At 70.9% G+C, this 16,152-nt stretch carries 15 protein-coding genes and 1 tRNA gene; 8 read left to right on the top strand and 8 right to left on the bottom strand.

Annotated features, from left to right (window positions below; all coding sequences use genetic code 11):
- Positions 1-559: 559 nt before the first annotated feature.
- From AC068B_RS17395 to cutA, 3 genes are all read left to right on the top strand, one after another.
- Positions 560-1,486 (top strand): PP2C family protein-serine/threonine phosphatase, encoded by a 927-nt coding sequence (locus AC068B_RS17395; protein WP_478672381.1) that lies wholly within the window; start codon positions 560-562, stop codon positions 1,484-1,486.
- Positions 1,487-1,659: 173 nt separating this feature from the next.
- Positions 1,660-3,732 (top strand): ATP-binding protein, encoded by a 2,073-nt coding sequence (locus AC068B_RS17390; RefSeq protein ID WP_478672380.1) that lies wholly within the window; start codon positions 1,660-1,662, stop codon positions 3,730-3,732.
- Between the two features lie 912 nt (positions 3,733-4,644).
- Complete coding sequence (gene cutA, locus AC068B_RS17385) at positions 4,645-4,995, top strand: divalent-cation tolerance protein CutA (RefSeq protein WP_478672378.1); 351 nt, start codon at positions 4,645-4,647, stop codon at positions 4,993-4,995.
- A 72-nt stretch (positions 4,996-5,067) separates the two neighbouring features.
- Here the strand turns inward: cutA and AC068B_RS17380 are convergent, their stop codons facing one another.
- Positions 5,068-5,736: an HAD family hydrolase gene (locus AC068B_RS17380; RefSeq protein WP_478672377.1), complete on the bottom strand. Its 669-nt coding sequence runs from the start codon at positions 5,734-5,736 to the stop codon at positions 5,068-5,070.
- Positions 5,737-5,817: 81 nt separating this feature from the next.
- Here AC068B_RS17380 and AC068B_RS17375 point away from each other — a divergent pair, with 81 nt between their 5' ends.
- From AC068B_RS17375 to AC068B_RS17360, 4 genes are all read left to right on the top strand, one after another.
- A complete protein-coding gene (locus AC068B_RS17375) occupies positions 5,818-7,020 on the top strand; it encodes a helix-turn-helix domain-containing protein (RefSeq protein WP_478672376.1) in 1,203 nt (400 codons plus the stop codon).
- 106 nt (positions 7,021-7,126) lie between these two features.
- Entirely contained in the window at positions 7,127-7,609 is a 483-nt protein-coding gene (locus tag AC068B_RS17370; RefSeq protein ID WP_478672374.1) for a hypothetical protein, read from the top strand.
- A gap of 199 nt (positions 7,610-7,808) precedes the next feature.
- Complete coding sequence (locus tag AC068B_RS17365) at positions 7,809-8,087, top strand: hypothetical protein (RefSeq protein WP_478672373.1); 279 nt, start codon at positions 7,809-7,811, stop codon at positions 8,085-8,087.
- Between the two features lie 6 nt (positions 8,088-8,093).
- Positions 8,094-8,498, top strand: a complete 405-nt coding sequence (locus AC068B_RS17360; protein ID WP_478672372.1) for a hypothetical protein — start codon at positions 8,094-8,096, stop codon at positions 8,496-8,498.
- A 684-nt stretch (positions 8,499-9,182) separates the two neighbouring features.
- On the opposite strand, the gene AC068B_RS17355 is transcribed toward AC068B_RS17360, so the two are convergent.
- The 3 genes from AC068B_RS17355 to AC068B_RS17345 form a co-directional block, all read right to left on the bottom strand.
- Positions 9,183-9,255: transfer RNA gene (locus AC068B_RS17355), tRNA-Arg, on the bottom strand.
- Positions 9,256-9,488: 233 nt separating this feature from the next.
- Positions 9,489-10,025 (bottom strand): cupin domain-containing protein, encoded by a 537-nt coding sequence (locus AC068B_RS17350; protein ID WP_478672370.1) that lies wholly within the window; start codon positions 10,023-10,025, stop codon positions 9,489-9,491.
- A gap of 104 nt (positions 10,026-10,129) precedes the next feature.
- Positions 10,130-10,546, bottom strand: a complete 417-nt coding sequence (locus tag AC068B_RS17345) for an organic hydroperoxide resistance protein (RefSeq protein ID WP_055570122.1) — start codon at positions 10,544-10,546, stop codon at positions 10,130-10,132.
- A gap of 126 nt (positions 10,547-10,672) precedes the next feature.
- Between AC068B_RS17345 and AC068B_RS17340 the strand changes: the two genes are divergently transcribed.
- A complete protein-coding gene (locus AC068B_RS17340; RefSeq protein WP_478672369.1) occupies positions 10,673-11,155 on the top strand; it encodes a MarR family winged helix-turn-helix transcriptional regulator in 483 nt (160 codons plus the stop codon).
- Positions 11,156-11,161: 6 nt separating this feature from the next.
- Here AC068B_RS17340 and AC068B_RS17335 read toward each other — a convergent pair whose 3' ends face one another.
- The 4 genes from AC068B_RS17335 to AC068B_RS17320 form a co-directional block, all read right to left on the bottom strand.
- Positions 11,162-11,800, bottom strand: coding sequence for an isochorismatase family protein (locus AC068B_RS17335; protein WP_478672723.1), 639 nt, complete (start codon positions 11,798-11,800; stop codon positions 11,162-11,164).
- 68 nt (positions 11,801-11,868) lie between these two features.
- On the bottom strand, positions 11,869-13,557 hold the full coding sequence (locus tag AC068B_RS17330) for a (2,3-dihydroxybenzoyl)adenylate synthase (RefSeq protein WP_478672368.1): 1,689 nt from the start codon (positions 13,555-13,557) through the stop codon (positions 11,869-11,871).
- Entirely contained in the window at positions 13,554-14,816 is a 1,263-nt protein-coding gene (gene dhbC, locus AC068B_RS17325; RefSeq protein WP_478672367.1) for an isochorismate synthase DhbC, read from the bottom strand. The genes AC068B_RS17330 and dhbC overlap by 4 nt, the downstream gene beginning before the upstream one ends.
- Before the next feature lie 247 nt (positions 14,817-15,063).
- A complete protein-coding gene (locus AC068B_RS17320; protein ID WP_478672366.1) occupies positions 15,064-15,882 on the bottom strand; it encodes a 2,3-dihydro-2,3-dihydroxybenzoate dehydrogenase in 819 nt (272 codons plus the stop codon).
- Positions 15,883-16,152 lie beyond the last annotated feature (270 nt).

Below are 16,152 nucleotides of genomic sequence, written 5' to 3'. Positions count from 1 at the left end.
GTGTGAACGGAGTGCATTCGGGAGCCGCCCGCACACGCTTGTGGCGCCTCACGTTCCGAGGTGGGATGACATGCACCCCACCTCGGTACGGTGCCTGACCAGCCTGTGCCGAGCACCGCCCGGCCCTTCAACCTCCCAAGGGCCCGGCGGTGGTGTCCCGCGCGGGCGGGTCGCCCTCGGGAAGCGGTTCGAGCGGGTGCGTATCCTCGTCCCGCCGTCCGCGCCGATCGTGGCAGCTGACTTCCTGCCCGGCGACGTTTGCTGTCACTGCCTGATCGGGTGGAGTCACGTCGAGGTTGTGTTCGCGTGCTGACGCTCCGTCAGTACGTGGTGGCGCACGCTCCGCCTGAGCTGGTGGTTCCGTTTTCGCAAGCGTGTACCGCCCCGATGGGTGGGCGCATTCCGTGACCGATGACGTGAAGGGCCTCACGTGTCCCGGGCAAGTGTGGGAGCGTGCGTGGCTTGGCGCGGGGTGAGGGACGACCTGCCACGGAGGCACGCGATGCTCTCGGAGCGTGGATGGCTAGTACTGGCAACAGCGATTGAGACGGGGGTCGCGGTGAGTGCCGCGACCCAGCCCGCGGTGCCGGACCGTGCTCTGCTCATCGTCGGGCCGCTGCTCGTCGCCCACGGCGTGTGGACGGTTCTGATGGCGTGCGACCGCAGGCGCTGCAAGGCCTCCCTTGCCCGTATGACCCGCGTCGCCGAACTCACCCAACGTGCCCTCGCGCGCCCCTTGCCCGCCGATCTGGGCGGCTTGGCCACGGCCGTACGGACCCGCTCCGCGAGCGAGGGTGCTCTGGTCGGCGGGGACCTCCACGACGCCGTCCTGCTGCCGTCCGGGCCGCGTCTGATCGTCGGAGACGTGACGGGGCACGGCCTGGACGCGGTCCGGATCAGCGCGGCGGTGCTCTCCGCCTTCCGCCACACCGCGGCCACGGAGCCGGACCTGGTCCGTCTCGCGCACATCCTCGACGACCGCGTACGGGGCGACCTCGGAGACGAGGACTTCGTCACCTTGCTCCTCGTGGACTTCGTGCCCGGCGCGGTCCGCCTGGTCAATTGCGGGCACCCGCCGCCGCTGCTGGTGGGGCGGTGCCTGGAGGTCCTTGAAGCCCCTTGCCCGTCACCGCCGTTGGGGTTGTCGCCCACGCCGAGCGTGCAGGCCGTCCTGCTCACCCCCGAGCAGCGCATGCTGCTCTACACCGACGGTCTCACCGAGGCCCGGGACGCGCACGGCACCCCGCTGGCCCTCGACCGCCGGTTCCGGGCCGCGCTGAGCGCCCTCAGTCTCGACGAGGCCCTCACGAACCTGGTCGACCTCGTCGACCACCACGCTGCCGCCCCCGACGGCGACGGCCGTGGCGACGACCTCACCCTGCTGCTCGTCCAGCCCACCGCCGACCAGCTGACGGGACCGGTACTGCCCGTACCGAAGAACGAAGACACACCGAGCGCGCCACAGGGCAACCTCGGTCGGCCGTGATCGGGCGGCGACACTTCCGGTCACTTGCGTGCAGACCGTCCCGCGGCCCGAGCGCAGCCGCCATGCTGCCTCCCCACGGCGGTCTCCACGGCGGTCTCCACGGCGGGAGAGCAAGGAAGGGTGCGGCCATGCGGCGGCGAGGAGCGGGGAACCTCCCCCCAGAGACACGCGAGTTGTACGGCCGACAGCGGGAACTGGCAGAAGTCCGGCGGCTGTTCGACGACGGCGCCCGGCTCGTGACGCTGGTCGGGGTCGGCGGGGTGGGCAAGACGCGGCTCGCGCTGCGGGCCGCGCACGAGGTACAGCCGTACTTCCGGGACGGGGTGTGGTGGGTGGACCTCTCGTCGCTGCGCCGGGGCGCGCTGCTCGCACACGCCGTGTGCGAGGCGCTGTCGCTGGCGGATCAGACGACGCGGCCCATGATCGACGTACTGGCCGACTACCTGGCGGGGCGCGAGGCGCTGCTTGTCCTGGACACCTGCGAGCACCTGGTCCACGAGTGCGCGCTGGCCGCCGATGTGCTGCTGCGGGCCGCGCCGCGGCTGCGGATCGTGGTCACCAGCCGCCGCCCTCTGGGCACGCACGCGGAGCAGCCGCTGACGGTCGACCCGCTGCCCGTGCCCGAAGGCGAGGGCGCGGCATGCGGTGGTGCGGACGCGATGGCCCTGCTGGCCGACCGGGCCGCCGAGGCGGTGCCCGGCTTCGCGGTCACCGAAGCCAACCGGCCCGATCTCGTACGACTGTGCCGCCGCCTGGACGGTCTCCCGCTCGCCATCGAACTGGCCGCGGCCCGTCTGCGCGACCTCTCGATGGCCGAGCTGACCGAGAAGCTGGACGACCGCTTCACCGTCCTGGGCACCACCGACGAGTTGGTGGACGAGGCCGAGCCGCCCTGGCACCAGGCGCTGCGTACCGCGATCGGCTGGAGCCACGAACTGTGCACCCCGGCCGAACGGCTGCTCTGGGCCCGCCTTTCCGTCCTCGTCGGCGGCTTCGACGTCGAGGCCGCTCGGGCGGTGTGTGCCGACGCGCGCCTTCCCGAGGAGACGATCCCGGGGCTGCTCGCCTCCCTGACGGACAAGTCGGTCGTGATGTGGGATCCGACCGGCGGTGGCGAGCGCTACCGGATGCTCGACACCATCCGCGAGTTCGGCGCCGCCTGGCTGCGCGGTCTCGGCGAGGAGTCCACGCTGCGCCACCGGCACCGGGACTACTTCCGGGCGCTGGCCCAGGCCGCGGATGCCGCCTGGATGGGGCCGGACCAGGTCGCCTGGCACGACCGGACGACCGCCGAACACGCCAACCTCCGCGCCGCCATCGACTTCTGCCTCGCCGAGCAGGACGGGCACAGTGGGCTGCAGATGGCCGGGGCGCTGTGGTTCTTCTGGTACGCCTGCGGCTTCGCCCAGGAGGGTGAGTACTACCTCGACCGGGCCCTGGACCTGGATCCGGCCCCCGGACCGGACCGCGCCAAGGCCCTGTGGGCTCGCGGCATGGTCGGCCAGACCGTGGGTGACATGGAGACCGGCCTCCGCCTCGTCGACACCTTCCGGAAGGTCACGGCCGACGAGGCCGATGAGACCGTCCCGGTCGCCGCGGCCATTCTCGAGGGCGCCTGTCTCGCGCTGAGCGGTCGGCAGACGCAGGCGGCCGAGGCGCTCGACACGGCGCCGCGCACCCCGCCGTCCCCCGGGCGCTACGACGCGGCGTGGTCCCTCGTCCAGGTCGCCCGGTCCTTCGTCCACATCCAGCTCGGGGAGGTCGCCGAGGCGGCGGTCGTCGCGGACCGTCTCTGCGTCGTATGCGACGACCGCGGCGAGACGCATGCCCGCGCCTGGGGCGACCTCCTCCGCGCCCTCGCCGCGCTGGCCCTGGGAAGGGCGGGCGAGGCCGGAGCTCATGCACGCGACGCCCTCAACGGCAAACGCCGCGTCCACGACAGCCTTGGCATCGCCATGGCCCTCGACGTACTCGCCTCCGCGACGGTCGCGTCCGGTCACGCCGAGCGAGCCGCCCGGTTCCTCGGCACCGCCGACCGGGTATGGCAGACCCTCGGTTCCCCCCAGATGGGAGCACCCGAACTCCTCGCCGCCCGCCAGGCGTGCGAGGCGCAGGCCCGTCAGGCCATCGGCGACGACAGCTATGGGACCGCCTTCCGCGCCGGTTACGACAGCGGCCCCGACGTCGGCATCGCCCATGCCCTCCACACGCCCGGGACCGCCCCACTGCCGCCCGAGGCCGACTGACCGCAGCACCGTGGATTCTGGTGGCAGACGGCTTCAACTCATGTTCGTGGGGGTGGTGTTGGTGCCGAAGCCGGAACAGGAGCATGCCGCTGGCCAGGTATGTCTGCTATCGGCATCGGCATCGGCATCGGCATCGGCATCGGCATCGGCATCGGCGGGGGCGGGGGCGGGGGCTGTGGCGCGGGCGAGGGTGTGGTCAGGGCGAGCCAGGCTCCGCAGGCGCGGACGGCACCGACGGCCGTGATGGGCAGACCCGCCCGGACGGGTACAGCCTCCAGGCGCCGCCCGGCGACCCGGGCGCGTCGGTGTGCCGCCGTGACGAGGCCCCTGCGCCCGATCCCGAGTCCACCCCGCAGGCCGCGGCTCTCGACCCACAAAGACGCCAGTACGCGTGATCGTTGAAGGCGCTGTTGGCCGCTCCTGTCCGTGATGAAACTCCTCAACATTGCTTCTCTCGCGGCCAGGCCGTACGAGGCAGCAGCTCCGCAGGGCCCTCACCGCGCGCTCCTCCAGGCGTGACTCCTGCCACAACTCCCGGTAGTTGCAGGTAAATCCCTGTCCGAATAGCCGGGATCGAATTTGCGAACCGACGATCTCCTGTTGCAATGGAGCACAAAGAAGCCCGCCGGTTCGAGTCAGCCTGGACAGCCTCAACTCAATCCGACGGGCACCGAAGATCACCCATGGAGAGGTGATGCTCGTGTCCAACAACCGTACCGCGCTGCCGAAACCCCATCATCCTGAGACATCCAAGTGGGGTGTGGTATTCGCCGCAGTCTCAGCGGTCACGAATGCGTTCCGCTTGATCCATGATCTTGTTTCGCGCCACTGACATGATCATTCGTGCCCCCTCCCGCCTTCGGGCGGGAGGGGGCCCTTTCGTCATGCCTGCGGACGGCTACGCTCACCGACATGGCTGACTACGTGCAGGTATCCACCGCGACCGAAACCCGTGACCAGGCCGTGCAGTTGGCAGGCGGCGCGGTCCGCAACCGACTGGCAGCAGGCGCCCAGATCATCGGCCCCATCACCTCCGTGTTCTGGCACAACGGTGAGTACGGCACCGGCGAGGAATGGCAGCTGCTCCTCAAGACCACCACCGAGCGATACCCCGCGCTGGAGAAGCACCTCGTCGACCACCACCCGTGGAAGAACCCGGAGGTGTGCGCGACGCCGATCGTGGCCGGGGCTGCGGGTTGCCTGCAGTGGATCCAGTCGTCCACCACCCCCGAGGGCCACGCACCAGCGGCTGCCGATGCATAGCCGGGCATACGGCTGAAAGATGACTCTTCCATCAGCTCAAGCACCTCGGCGACGGAGGAAGGGGGGCTTTCGTCACGCCCCGATAGCGTCAAAGACCCGCTCGGTGTCTGCAAGCTCGTCGAGCACGACATCGGCGCCCGCGTCCTGAAGCTCGGCCCGCGACGTCTTGCCGGTGGCGACCGCCACTACCCGAACCCCGGCGGCGTGGCCGCCCGTCACATCGGCAGGGGTATCCCCGAAGAACACGGCGCGCTCGGCGGGAACATCCGCACGGGCCAGCGCCGCGCGCAGCAGCTCGTGCCGCTCCTCGCCGTCCTCTCCGTACGCGCCGTCGTCGAGACGCAGGTACGTGTCGAGGCCGAACGTCGCCAACTTCACCTCGGCCGCGCCGCGGACGTTGCCGGTCACCACGGACTGCCGGACTCCACGCGCGTCGAGCGCTGCCAGGACCGTGACGGCGCCGGGCAGCGCGTGTCCGCGCTCGCGTACCTCGGCTGCCCGCCGCAGGTGGACGGCGCCGAGTGTGTCGGCGAACCGCGTGAACAGGTCGTCGCTAATAGGGATGTCGTGCAGCTTCGCTGTTTCGCGGAGGATCACGCGCTCTGTCGACCCGGTCACGGACGCCTGCTCGCGTAGCGGCACGCCTGTCACCTCCTCGAACGCGGCGGCCCACAGTTCGCCGCCGAGTCCGCGCATGGCCATGAGCGTGTGGTCGATGTCCCACAGCACCAGCTTCGCCACGGTGTCCCCTCTCTCAGTGGATTCCCGTATCCCCACCGTGCGGGCACCCTACGCTCAGGGAACAGAGCGAGGAGTGGACGCATGGTTGCAGCGGACCTCCCCATCGGGGACCGAATCAGGCACTACCGCGGGGGGCGGCGGCAGGACGCGGTCGCCGGACTGGTCGGCATCGCACCGGACTACCTGTCACAGATTGAGCGTGGTCTCAAGGTTCCGTCGCTGCCCATCCTGTACGCCCTCGCCCAAGAGCTGGGCGTGCCTACAGCCGCCCTGCTGTCGGAGAAGCCACCTGCCGAGGAGGACGCGGTGGACACGGCGGAGTCCGCGGTGGGGCGGGCGCTCCTCGGCTACGGCCCAACCATCGGCACTGCGCGTGCCACGGCAGCCGAGCTCAGGGGCCGGGTGGAAGCCGCATGGCAGTCCTGGCAGACCGACGGCGACCGCTTCACGAAGGCGGCCGAGACGCTGCCTGACCTGGTGGCCGCTGTCGAGTACGCCGTGCGGGCCGTGCGGGCCGGACCGGATCCAGTGGAGCGCCGAGCTGTGCTGCGGACGGCCGCAGACCTCTACTGTCTGCTCCGGTCATACCTGCGTCGCACCGGCCGCGTTGACCTTGCCACCATCGCAGCGGACCGCGCGAAGCGCGCCGCCGAGGACGCCGACGACCCCCTCCGCATCGCCGCCGCACAGTGGAACTTGGGCCATGTCCTACTCGCTGTTGGGCGGCCCGGCGAGGCGGAGGAGCTTGCACTCCGGGCGGCCCGGCAGGTGGCCGTCGCGCAGATGCCGGAGGCTGAGCGCATGGCGATGGGCGGCGCCCTCCAACTCGTCGCCGTCCTCGGGGCCGCGCGTCGCCGCCAATGGTCGGAGGCCCGCGAGCGCTTGCGCGAGCACGCCGTACCCGCGGCCCGCAAGGTGCTCGACAGCAGCAACGTGAACTGGACGGTGTTCGGGCCGACCAACGTGGCACTGCACACCCTGTCCATCGATATGGAGGCGGGCGAGACCGGTGAGGCCTTGCACACGGCAGACGCCATCGACACCAGCGATCTGCCCAGCGTCGAGAGGGAGTTCACGTTCGGCTTGGAGGTCGCGGCCTGCCACAGCCAGCGGCGGGAGGACGCCGCCACGCTGCTGTCCCTGCTCGGCCTGGAGGCTGTCGCGCCGGAAGACCTGGCCCGTACTCCCCTCGCACGTCAGCTGGTGCTGACGGTGATCCGCCGGGCCCGAGCGATGCACGCACGGCAGGCTGAACAACTGGCTGTGAGGATCGGGCTGGTCTAGCTGGCGAGCCCGTAGCTCACCCGAACTGTCAGCTCGGGTGAGCGTGTTGGGGACGCCTACGGTCGCTGGTGTGAGACACATCGCCATGACAGTGAAGGCGCTCCCCATGACCATTCCCAGAGAACAGTCCGCGGTCTTCGACTGGCTCGCGCGCTCGCAGGCCGCGCCGCACCAGGCCCACCGGGAGTGGGCGGAGCGCGGGATCGCCCTCCTGCCTTTGGGCACGCGCTTTAACGCGGTCCTTCTGTCCGGTCCACTCGTCCATGCCGCGGCTGGGGCCAGCGACTTGGAGATCGTGACCCGGATGCTCGCCGAACTGCTCGGTGGGCCGGTCATCCACAACCGGCCGCAGCACCAGTACTACGTGCTCGTGGAGTGCGCCAACGCACCGAAGTGGACGCAGGCGTACCCCGAGGCCCCGATGCTGGGTACTGGCCAATTCCTGTCCGTCCCCGCCTCCGACCTCACCGGCCCGACCGGCCTGTACTGGGCGGTGCGCCCCCGCATCGTCGGCGACCTGTGTGCCACCCCGTCCGTCGCCGCGCTCATCCACATGGCCCGCGACCCTCAGCGACCGGGCGCGCGGTGAGCGGGCCAGCCGTCTGGGTGTTCAGCCCAGAGGTGGCCTCGCAGACCGTGGACGGGCTGCTCCGGACGCACCAGCTCGGTTGCCTCGTCTGCCGCACTGAAGAGTGCGAAGAGGGCGCACGGATGCGCCGGGCACTGCGTGCGGTGCACACCGTGCTGCGGGGACCCGAGCCTCCCATGCCCGGCGAGGAGGCACCGCGGTGACCGACACCCCGGCGGACCCGGTGGAGTCTCTGGCTGTGCCGTGCATGCCGTGCCTGCAGTACCTGCTGACGGGTACACCCGAGGGCCCGCACGACTGCGACCTCACGACGTGCGTCAGCATCCTCGGCGGGAACCTCCTCGTCGGCGAGGAACAAGCCTGCCCGTGCATCTGCCCGGTTCCGGCGGAGGGCGAGGCACTGGTCTCAGCTCGGGCCGAGGCCCGTGATCTGTCGGCGCCCGCCCATAAACTGACCGGGCCGCCACGAGAGGAATGATCACAAATGCGCCCCGCCGCTTTCCAGGACTTCGCCGTCGACCTGCTCAAGAACACCCCCGACGTACAGCGTGTACAGACGCTCGCCGAGGCCGGAGACGACACGCACCTCTACGGCCTGGCCGTGACCGTCGCGGGCCGCGAGGTCCGGTGGCAGATGATCGGTCAGCTCGCCGAGGGCGCCAAGCACGACACGCCCACGGCCCCCGTCGAAGGCACACCTGCCCCGGTCCAGGCGGCCGCGGTGACGGACGCCCCGGACGCGTGGCTGGCAGGCGTGATCGGCGCGGCCGAGTCCCCCGAGATCGCCTCTCTCGACGCCTGGTCGGCCCGCGAGAACGGCGGAGGCGGCCAGCACGGCCTGACGATCACCTGGCACAACGGCGAGCGAACCTTCGTCCGCAAGCTCTAGAACCTCCGCGCTTGGCCCGGACCCTGCCGAGTAGCGGAGTGCACCACACCAGTCAGCCCCATCCCCCCCACTCAAGGGAGAACTGATCATGTGTGAACACTGGAGTCACCGCTTCGACCCCGGGCAGTGCCCGGGCGTCTGCCAGCAGTGCGGCGCGTACTCCGGCGTCGAGCCGGGCCAACCCATGCCGCTGCACCAGCCGAACGGCGGGGGGCGCGAGACCTGCCCGGGCAGCGGCACACCTGCAGCCTGAGAGGCATGGGCGCGGCTCGGCCTGGCTGTCGGGCCGAGCCGCGCTCGCGGGCGTGGGAAGTCATCAGCGCTTCGCGCCCCGTGTGAACCGAGTGCAGTCGTGTGCCGTGCGCACACGCTCCCGGGGCCGCGAGTTCCGGTATGCGATGGCAGAGCCTCCCGCCTCGGCGTAGTGCCCAGACCCCGCGCACGCCGAGAGCTTCGTCGAACCGCCTGCCGCTGTGCACAGCGTGGGGGCGGTCTACGTTCGCCGCCGTCCCGACCAGCGCAGACGATGTGATCGTTTAGGGGACATTTAAGGTCCGCGCTCGCGTAGTGAGGGTGTAGTCAGCGTGCACGCAGGCGTAGTCAAACTGCACGCAGGCGGCATGCAAAAGGCCCCGGCGTCCGCCTCATCTGCGGATACCGGGGCCTTCGCCCTGATCAAACACGTGCCCCCGGCAGGATTCGAACCTGCGACACCCGCTTTAGGAGAGCGGTGCTCTATCCCCTGAGCTACGAAGGCGGGGTCCTGCGTGGAACGTGGGTGGACACTCTGTGTTGCTGGGCGAGTGCTCACTCGGTTCTTGCAAGATCTGTGACCGCCGCGGACGGCAGTCCAGGACAGGGTAGCGGATGAGGGTCCGGTGGTGGGGCGGGGTGTCCGTCGCCGTCCGCGTCGGGTCCGTCATGGCGTGGGCGCGGCCGTCGGCCCCATGCGGGTGGGGAGCCGACGGCCTTGGGCTCGGAGGTGTCGCGTCAGGACGTGGTCGCCGCGGCGACCGGCGGCTCGAACCGCATCGGCGTGATCTGCTTGACGTCGTAACGGCTGCGCATGCGCCTCACCGCTTCGGGGTCCACCGAGTCACCCGTCGACCAGATCCCCGCTATCTCCTCGAAGTACTGCTCGTGCTCGGGTGACGGATTGCTCTGGAACAGCATGCGCACCGGCTGGTCCGTGGCGTTGCGGAACGCGTGCGGAGTGTTGGGCGGTACGAACATGCTGCTGCCTGCCGGGGCGCGGACCACCCTGTCGCCGTCGACGGACTCCCAGTCCAGCCAGTCGCCCGTACGTTCCGTGGGCTCGAAGGCCAAGAGCTCCAACTCGCCTTCCAGGATGTAGAAGAACTCCTCCGCCTCCTCGTGGTAGTGGCCGCCGGTGTCGAACCCGGGCGGTACCACCACCTCGAAGATGGACGCGGAGGAGCCCTGCGCCCCGGTGGCCTTGAAGGTCACTTCCTGCGCTTTCGTGACCAGCTTGCGGCCCTCGCCCGGCAGGCGGATGAGGTCACTCATGCGATCGACTCCTTGCGTGGACAGTAGTGATCGCAGCCACGCTACGACCCTTACCTCAAGAGAAGCTCGGGTCGGGAGCTCGTTACGTCGAGGAGGGGAGGGTGCTACTCGATGACCAGTTCCACCGGGATGTTGCCGCGCGTCGCCTTCGAGTACGGGCAGAACGCGTGGGTCTTCTTCAGGAGGTCCTCGCCCGCGGGGCCCTGCAGGTGGTCGGGGAGCTCCGCGCGCATGACCACCGCGAGGCCGAAGCCGCCGTCCGCGTCGTCCTTGCCGATGCTGACCTCCGCCGTCACGGAGACCTCCGACACGTCGATCTTCTCCTGGCGCGCGATGTTGCCCATCGCGCTGGCGAAGCACGCGGCGTAACCGGCGGCGAAGAGTTGCTCGGGGTTGGTGCCCTGGTCGTTGCCGCCCAGCGCCTTGGGGAAGCCGAGCGGCAGGTCGATCTTGCCGTCGGAGCTGACGGCGCGGCCCTCGCGGCCGTTGGCGGTGGCTACTGCGGTGTACAGCGCGTCCATGGGAATCCCGTCCTCTTGTCTCGCTGGCGTACGACGCCTCGTCTGACGTGCGAGCACAAGTGAAGCACGCTATTTAGTTGTGCACAACTTAATGGTGCGTGCGAGGGGTCGCTGTAGCCTGTAGCCATGGATGACGAGGACCTTCTCCGGCTCGATCAGCAGATCTGCTTCTCGCTGCACGCTGCCGCCCGCGCTTTCAACGGGGTCTACCGCACCCTGCTCAAGGACCTCGGCCTGACCTACCCGCAGTACCTGGTCATGCTCGTCCTGTGGGAGCACGACGAGCTGCCCGTCAAGAAGATCGGCGAGCGGCTGCGGCTCGACTCGGGCACGCTTTCACCGCTGCTCAAGCGGCTCGAAGCGGCCGGGCACGTCGAGCGGCGGCGCAGCGCCGAGGATGAGCGCTCCGTCACTGTGCGGCTCACGGAGGAAGGGCGCGCCCTGCGCGAGAGGGCCCTTGCCGTGCCCCGCGCCCTCGCCGACTCCACCGAGCTGTCCCTCGACGACGTACGGGATCTGCGCGCCCGGCTCGACCGGCTCACGGCCGCCCTCGACCGGGGCCCGGGTAACAGCAGCCCGGCCGTGGAAGGGCGCCCTAGGAAACCCTAGGAAACCCTAGGAAACACCGTCGGCGAACACCGCCTCCGTCGTCGTCACCACCGCGCACTTCCCCGCCGCCCAGCGCAGCGCCATCGCGTGGTCGTCCGCCGAGAAGTCCGCCACCGCGTCGGCCACCACGAACGCCTGGATGTCCTGCATCCACGCGTCGCACGCCGTCATCAGCACGCCGATGTGCGCGTAGATGCCGGTGATGACCAGCTGGTCCCTGCCCTGTTCGCGCAGGCGTTCCAGGAGGTCCGTGCGGACGAATCCGCTGTACTTCCACTTGGTGAGGACCGTTCCCGCGGGCGCCGGGCCGATCTCCGGGGCGATCGCCGCCGCGTCCGCGTCGTCGGGCAGACCCGGGCCCCAGAAGTCCTGCTGGAGGCCGCGCTCGGCGGGGGACTGGCCGCCGGGCTGCGCGGTGTGCACGACCGGGATGCCGAGACGGTCCGCGGTCTTCTTCAACTCGGCCACGTGGGATAGGAGTTCCGGTACGGGGGAGGCCGTGCGGTCGTACGCCGAGAGGAAGTAGTTCTGCAGGTCGTGCACGAGCAGCACGGCGCGGGACGGGTCGACCTGCCAGTCGACGCGGTTCGCAGGCAGCTCGTCGCGCGACGGCATCGGATAGGGGGTGATGGCGGGGAGGGCCATGGTGGTGGGCAGTTCCGTTCGGGGCGGGAGCGTGGGGTGGAGTTGCTCGGTCGGATCGATCAGTCGGGTCAACGCGTGGGGCAGGGAGACGCGGGTTCGGACGACGTCGCCGCCCTCAGCGCCTTCTTCGAGATCTTTCCTACGCCCGTCTGCGGGAAGACCTCGACGAACTCGACGCGGTCGGGCACCTTGTACGAGGCGAGGCCCCGCTCCCGTACGAACTTCCTGATGGCGGCCGGTTTCATGGGCTCGGCGCCCGCGCGCAGGATCACGTACGCGCAGGTCCGCTCGCCCAGGTACGCGTCGGGCTCGGCGACCACGTTCGCGTCGTGCACGGACGGGTGGGCGAGGACGTGGTTCTCGACCTCCTCCGCCGCGATCTTCTCGCCGCCCCGGTTGATCTGGTCCTTCGCCCGGCCCTCCACGACGAGGTGGCCGGTTTCGGTGAGCCGCACCACGTCGCCCGTGCGGTAGAAGCCGTCGGGCGTGAAGGAACGGGCGTTGTGCTCGGGAGCCCGCCAGTAGCCGCGGATCGTGTACGGGCCGCGCGTCAGCAGGTGGCCCGTCTCGCCGACCGGCAGGTCGTTGTCCTCGTCGTCGACGACACGGATCTCGTCGTCCGGCGAGATCGGGCGGCCCTGCGTGGTGACGATCGTCTCCGGGTCGTCGTCCAGCCGCGTGTAGTTGACCAGGCCCTCCGCCATGCCGAAGACCTGCTGCAACGTGCAGTTGAGGGCGGGCTTCACCCGGCGCGCCGCCTCCTCGCTGAACTTCGCGCCGCCCACCAGGAGTACGTCCAGACTGCTCAGGTCGTACGCGGTCACCGGCGCCGCCTCCGTCCAGAGGAGGGCCAGCGGCGGGACGAGGCCCGTGATGGTGACGCCCTCGGACTCGATGAGGGGGAAGGCCGTCTCCGGGCTGGGCTGCGGGCAGAGCACGACGCGGGCGCCCGCGTGGAGCGCGCCGAGCGAACCCGGGGAGGAAAGCGGGAAGTTGTGGGCGGCTGGGAGGGCCACCAGATAGACGCTGTCCTCGTCGACGGCGCAGATCTCGTTCGAGCCTCGCAGGGAGTAGATGTAGTCGTCGTGGGTGCGCGGGATGAGCTTCGGTACGCCCGTACTGCCGCCGGAGAGCTGGAGGAACGCCAGGTCGGAGGGCGTGGGAGGGGAGGGGACAGGGCCGGTCGGGTCCGTGGCCACGTCCGACAGCGCCTCGAACGGGCCCGCGTCGCCCTCCGCCACGAACACGTGCCGCAGCGTCGGGATCTCGTCGACCAGCTTCGCCGCCAGGCCGCGGTAGTCGAAGCCGCCGAGTTCCTGCGGGATGACGTACGCGGCGGCCTCGGTGAACTCGCAGAAGTAGCGGATCTCCGTCTCGCGGTGCGCGGGCAGCGCGAAGACCGGGAGCGCGCCGATGCGGAACAGCGCGAAGACCGTCTCGAAGAACTCGGCGATGTTGGGCAGCTGGACGACCACCTTGTCGCCCTTGCCGATCCCGCGGGCCAGCAGGCCCGCCGCGAGGCGGTCCGATCTGCGGTCCAGCTCCCCGTACGTCCAGCGGCGGGCCGGTTGTCTGCCCGGGTCCACGATCGCGACGCGGTCCGGGTGCTCGGCGGCCCGGTCGCGCAGCATCTGGCCGAAGGTCTCGCCCCGCCACCAGCCCGCGGCACGGTAGCGCTCCGCGAACTCCTCCGGCCACAAGGGCGCATCCGGTCCGTCAAGGACATCAGGTACGCCGAGTGCGTCGAGTGCGCTCACAGCTCCGCCCCCACCGCGTCCAGGAACGTACGGAACTTCGCGCCCGTCTCCGCGGTCTCCGCCGCCGGGTCCGACGCGGCGACCACGCCCGCACCCGCGTACAGCCGCAGACTGCGTTCCTCCGCCTCGGCGCAGCGGATCGTCACGACCCACTCGCCGTCGCCGTGCGCGTCGCCCCAGCCGACCACGCCGGTGAAGAACCCGCGGTCGAACGGCTCCGTCTCGCGGATCACCTCGCGCGCGGTCGCCGTGGGCGTGCCGCACACCGCCGGGGTGGGGTGCAGCGCGCAGGCCAGTTCGAGGGCGGAGACGGCGGGGTCCGTGAGGGTGCCGGTCACCGTGGTGGACAGGTGCCACATGGTCGCGGTGCGGACGAGGGTGGGGCGGGCCGGGACGGTCAGGTCCGTGCAGAAGGACGCGAGCGCCTGGTGCACGCCGTCCACCACCACGGAGTGCTCGTGCAGGTCCTTGGCCGACTCCAGGAGCGCGGCGGCGCGGCGCACGTCCTCGGCGAGGTCGTCGCTGCGCGGCGTCGAACCGGCGAGGGGGTTCGCCACGACCTGGTTGCCGTGGCGCGAGACGAGCAGTTCGGGGCTCGCGCCGATGAGGGTGCGGCCGGGCGCCGTCGGCAGCGCGAAGGTGTAGCCGGAGGGGTCGCGGCGGGCCAGGCGCTGGAGCATCGCGGGGAGGTCCAGCGGCGCGGGCGCGGTGAGTTCGAGGGTCCGGGCGAGGACGACCTTGCTGAAGTCGCCGCGCCACATGCGGTCCACGGCGGCGGCCACGCCCGCGCCGTACTCCTCGGGGGAGGGGACCGGGCGCATCCGCCAGCCGGTGGCGTCCGCCGTCTCGACGGGCAGCGCGATCAGCGGGTCCGCGGCCAGCGGGGGCGCGGTGCGCAGGGTCGCGGGGATGGCGAGCGCGGCGGGGCCGGTGTGGTCGAAGGGGACCGCGCCGATGACGTGCGGCTCGGCGATCCCGGCGCGGCGCGCGTCGGCCAGGGTGGCGGCGACGCGTTGCGGCAACGGCCTTTCGTCGTGCGGCACTTCCGCGTGTACGCCGTGGTCGGCGAGCAGGGTGCGGGTGGGCGTCGCGAGGAAGTGCTCGCCCGGGGCGTAGGCGCCGAGGAGCGAAGTGGCCGCTCCTACCACGGGGTTGGCCTGCTCGGCGGTCGTGCCGGGCGGGGCGGTCGTGACCAGCGGGGCGGGCTTGTCGTGCGGGGCGGGCTTGTCGTGCGTGGCGACCTCGGGTGCCGTCGACACAGTGGCTCCAATTCTCGGGTGGGGCTCGGGTGTGTGTGCGGGGGAGGAGTGGGGTGGGGTGTGCGGAAGAGGGGAGGGCAGGGGAGGGCAGGGGAGGGGAGGGCAGGGGAGGGGAGGGCTCGGGGTGTGGCGGGAGGGGGCTGGGTGACTCCGCGCGCGCATGCGACCCGCCCGCCCGCATCGCCCCCCCCGGGGCACGCAGTCCTGCCTGCCGCCCCGCCCGCCACCCGCCGCCAGGCGAAACGCGTCAGCGCAGCGTCGCGCCGCCGTCCACGTACAGCTCCTGCAGCGTGATGTGGCGGGCGCGGTCCGAGGCGAGGAAGACCACCGCGTCGGCGATGTCGTGCGGTGTGGCGATGCGGCCGAGGGGGATGCCCGTGCGGTACGTCTCCAGGTTTCCGTCGAGCACCCCGGCCGGGGCCTGCGCCGCCGAGTCGTCGGGCCAGAGCGCCCGCTGCATGGCCGTGTCCGTGGTGCCGGGCGCCACGACGTTGCAGCGCACGCCGTTGCGCGCGATCTCCAGGCCGAGGCACTTGGTGAAGGCGGCGGCGGCCGCCTTGGACGCGGCGTACGCGGCCATGCCGGTACGGGGGATCCCGGCGGCGTTGGAGCCGACCGTGACGATGCAGCCGGAGCCGCGGGACGTCATGTGGGAGGCGGCGGCGCGGCAGGTGTGGAAGACGCCGGTGGTGTTCACGGCGAAGGTGTCGGCCCAGTCGGCGTCGGTCAGTTCGGCGACGGCCGAGCTGCGGAGGATGCCCGCGACGTTCACGAGGAGGTCGAGGCCGCCGTGGTCGCGCACGATGCCGTCGACGATCGACGTCACCGCGGTGACGTCGGTGACGTCCATGACGTGGGGAGCGATCGTGCCGGAGAGCCCCCTCGACGCGGCCGACAGTTCGTCGACGCCGTGCGCGTCGCGGTCCGTGGCGACGACGTGTGCGCCACGGGCGGCCAGCGCGGTGGCCACCGCGGCGCCGATGCCCTGGCCCGCGCCGGTCACCAGAGCCGTACGCCCGGCGAACTCGCCCTCGGCGTGCGGCTCGTTCGGTATGTCCTCAGGCATGGTGTGAGCGACCTCCCCCAACTCGTTAGGTAAGGCTAACCTAACGTACGAGCTCTGGGGAGAGGTTTCAGGGGGGTCTTTCGACCTGTCTCGGTCGGCGCATCGTGTGCTACCTTCCGAGAGGTACGTGTGTACGCCCCGTTCTGGGGTGCCCGTGCTTCTGTTCCTTCTCCCGGCCCGCCGGGATCTGTCAGGTCGCCTTCTGTGTGCGACCCACTTCGTTTTCGTACTGCTCGCGCATCTCGCATCTCGCAGCGGTTCTCCTGCCCG

This window comes from Streptomyces sp. NPDC042371, assembly GCF_056437465.1.
The sequence above is the reverse complement of the archived record's forward strand: the minus strand, read 5'-3'. Positions and strand labels throughout refer to the sequence as shown.

What these genes read in the sequence shown, in the direction of transcription:
- AC068B_RS17320 (WP_478672366.1), bottom strand. Translation starts at nt 15,882, where the DNA reads ATGCCTGAGGACATACCGAACGAGCCGCACGCCGAGGGCGAGTTCGCC.
- AC068B_RS17350 (WP_478672370.1), bottom strand. Translation starts at nt 10,025, where the DNA reads ATGAGTGACCTCATCCGCCTGCCGGGCGAGGGCCGCAAGCTGGTCACG.
- AC068B_RS17375 (WP_478672376.1), top strand. Translation starts at nt 5,818, where the DNA reads ATGGTTGCAGCGGACCTCCCCATCGGGGACCGAATCAGGCACTACCGC.
- cutA (WP_478672378.1), top strand. Translation starts at nt 4,645, where the DNA reads ATGGCTGACTACGTGCAGGTATCCACCGCGACCGAAACCCGTGACCAG.
- AC068B_RS17370 (WP_478672374.1), top strand. Translation starts at nt 7,127, where the DNA reads ATGACCATTCCCAGAGAACAGTCCGCGGTCTTCGACTGGCTCGCGCGC.
- AC068B_RS17340 (WP_478672369.1), top strand. Translation starts at nt 10,673, where the DNA reads ATGGATGACGAGGACCTTCTCCGGCTCGATCAGCAGATCTGCTTCTCG.
- AC068B_RS17345 (WP_055570122.1), bottom strand. Translation starts at nt 10,546, where the DNA reads ATGGACGCGCTGTACACCGCAGTAGCCACCGCCAACGGCCGCGAGGGC.
- AC068B_RS17360 (WP_478672372.1), top strand. Translation starts at nt 8,094, where the DNA reads ATGCGCCCCGCCGCTTTCCAGGACTTCGCCGTCGACCTGCTCAAGAAC.
- AC068B_RS17335 (WP_478672723.1), bottom strand. Translation starts at nt 11,800, where the DNA reads ATGGCCCTCCCCGCCATCACCCCCTATCCGATGCCGTCGCGCGACGAG.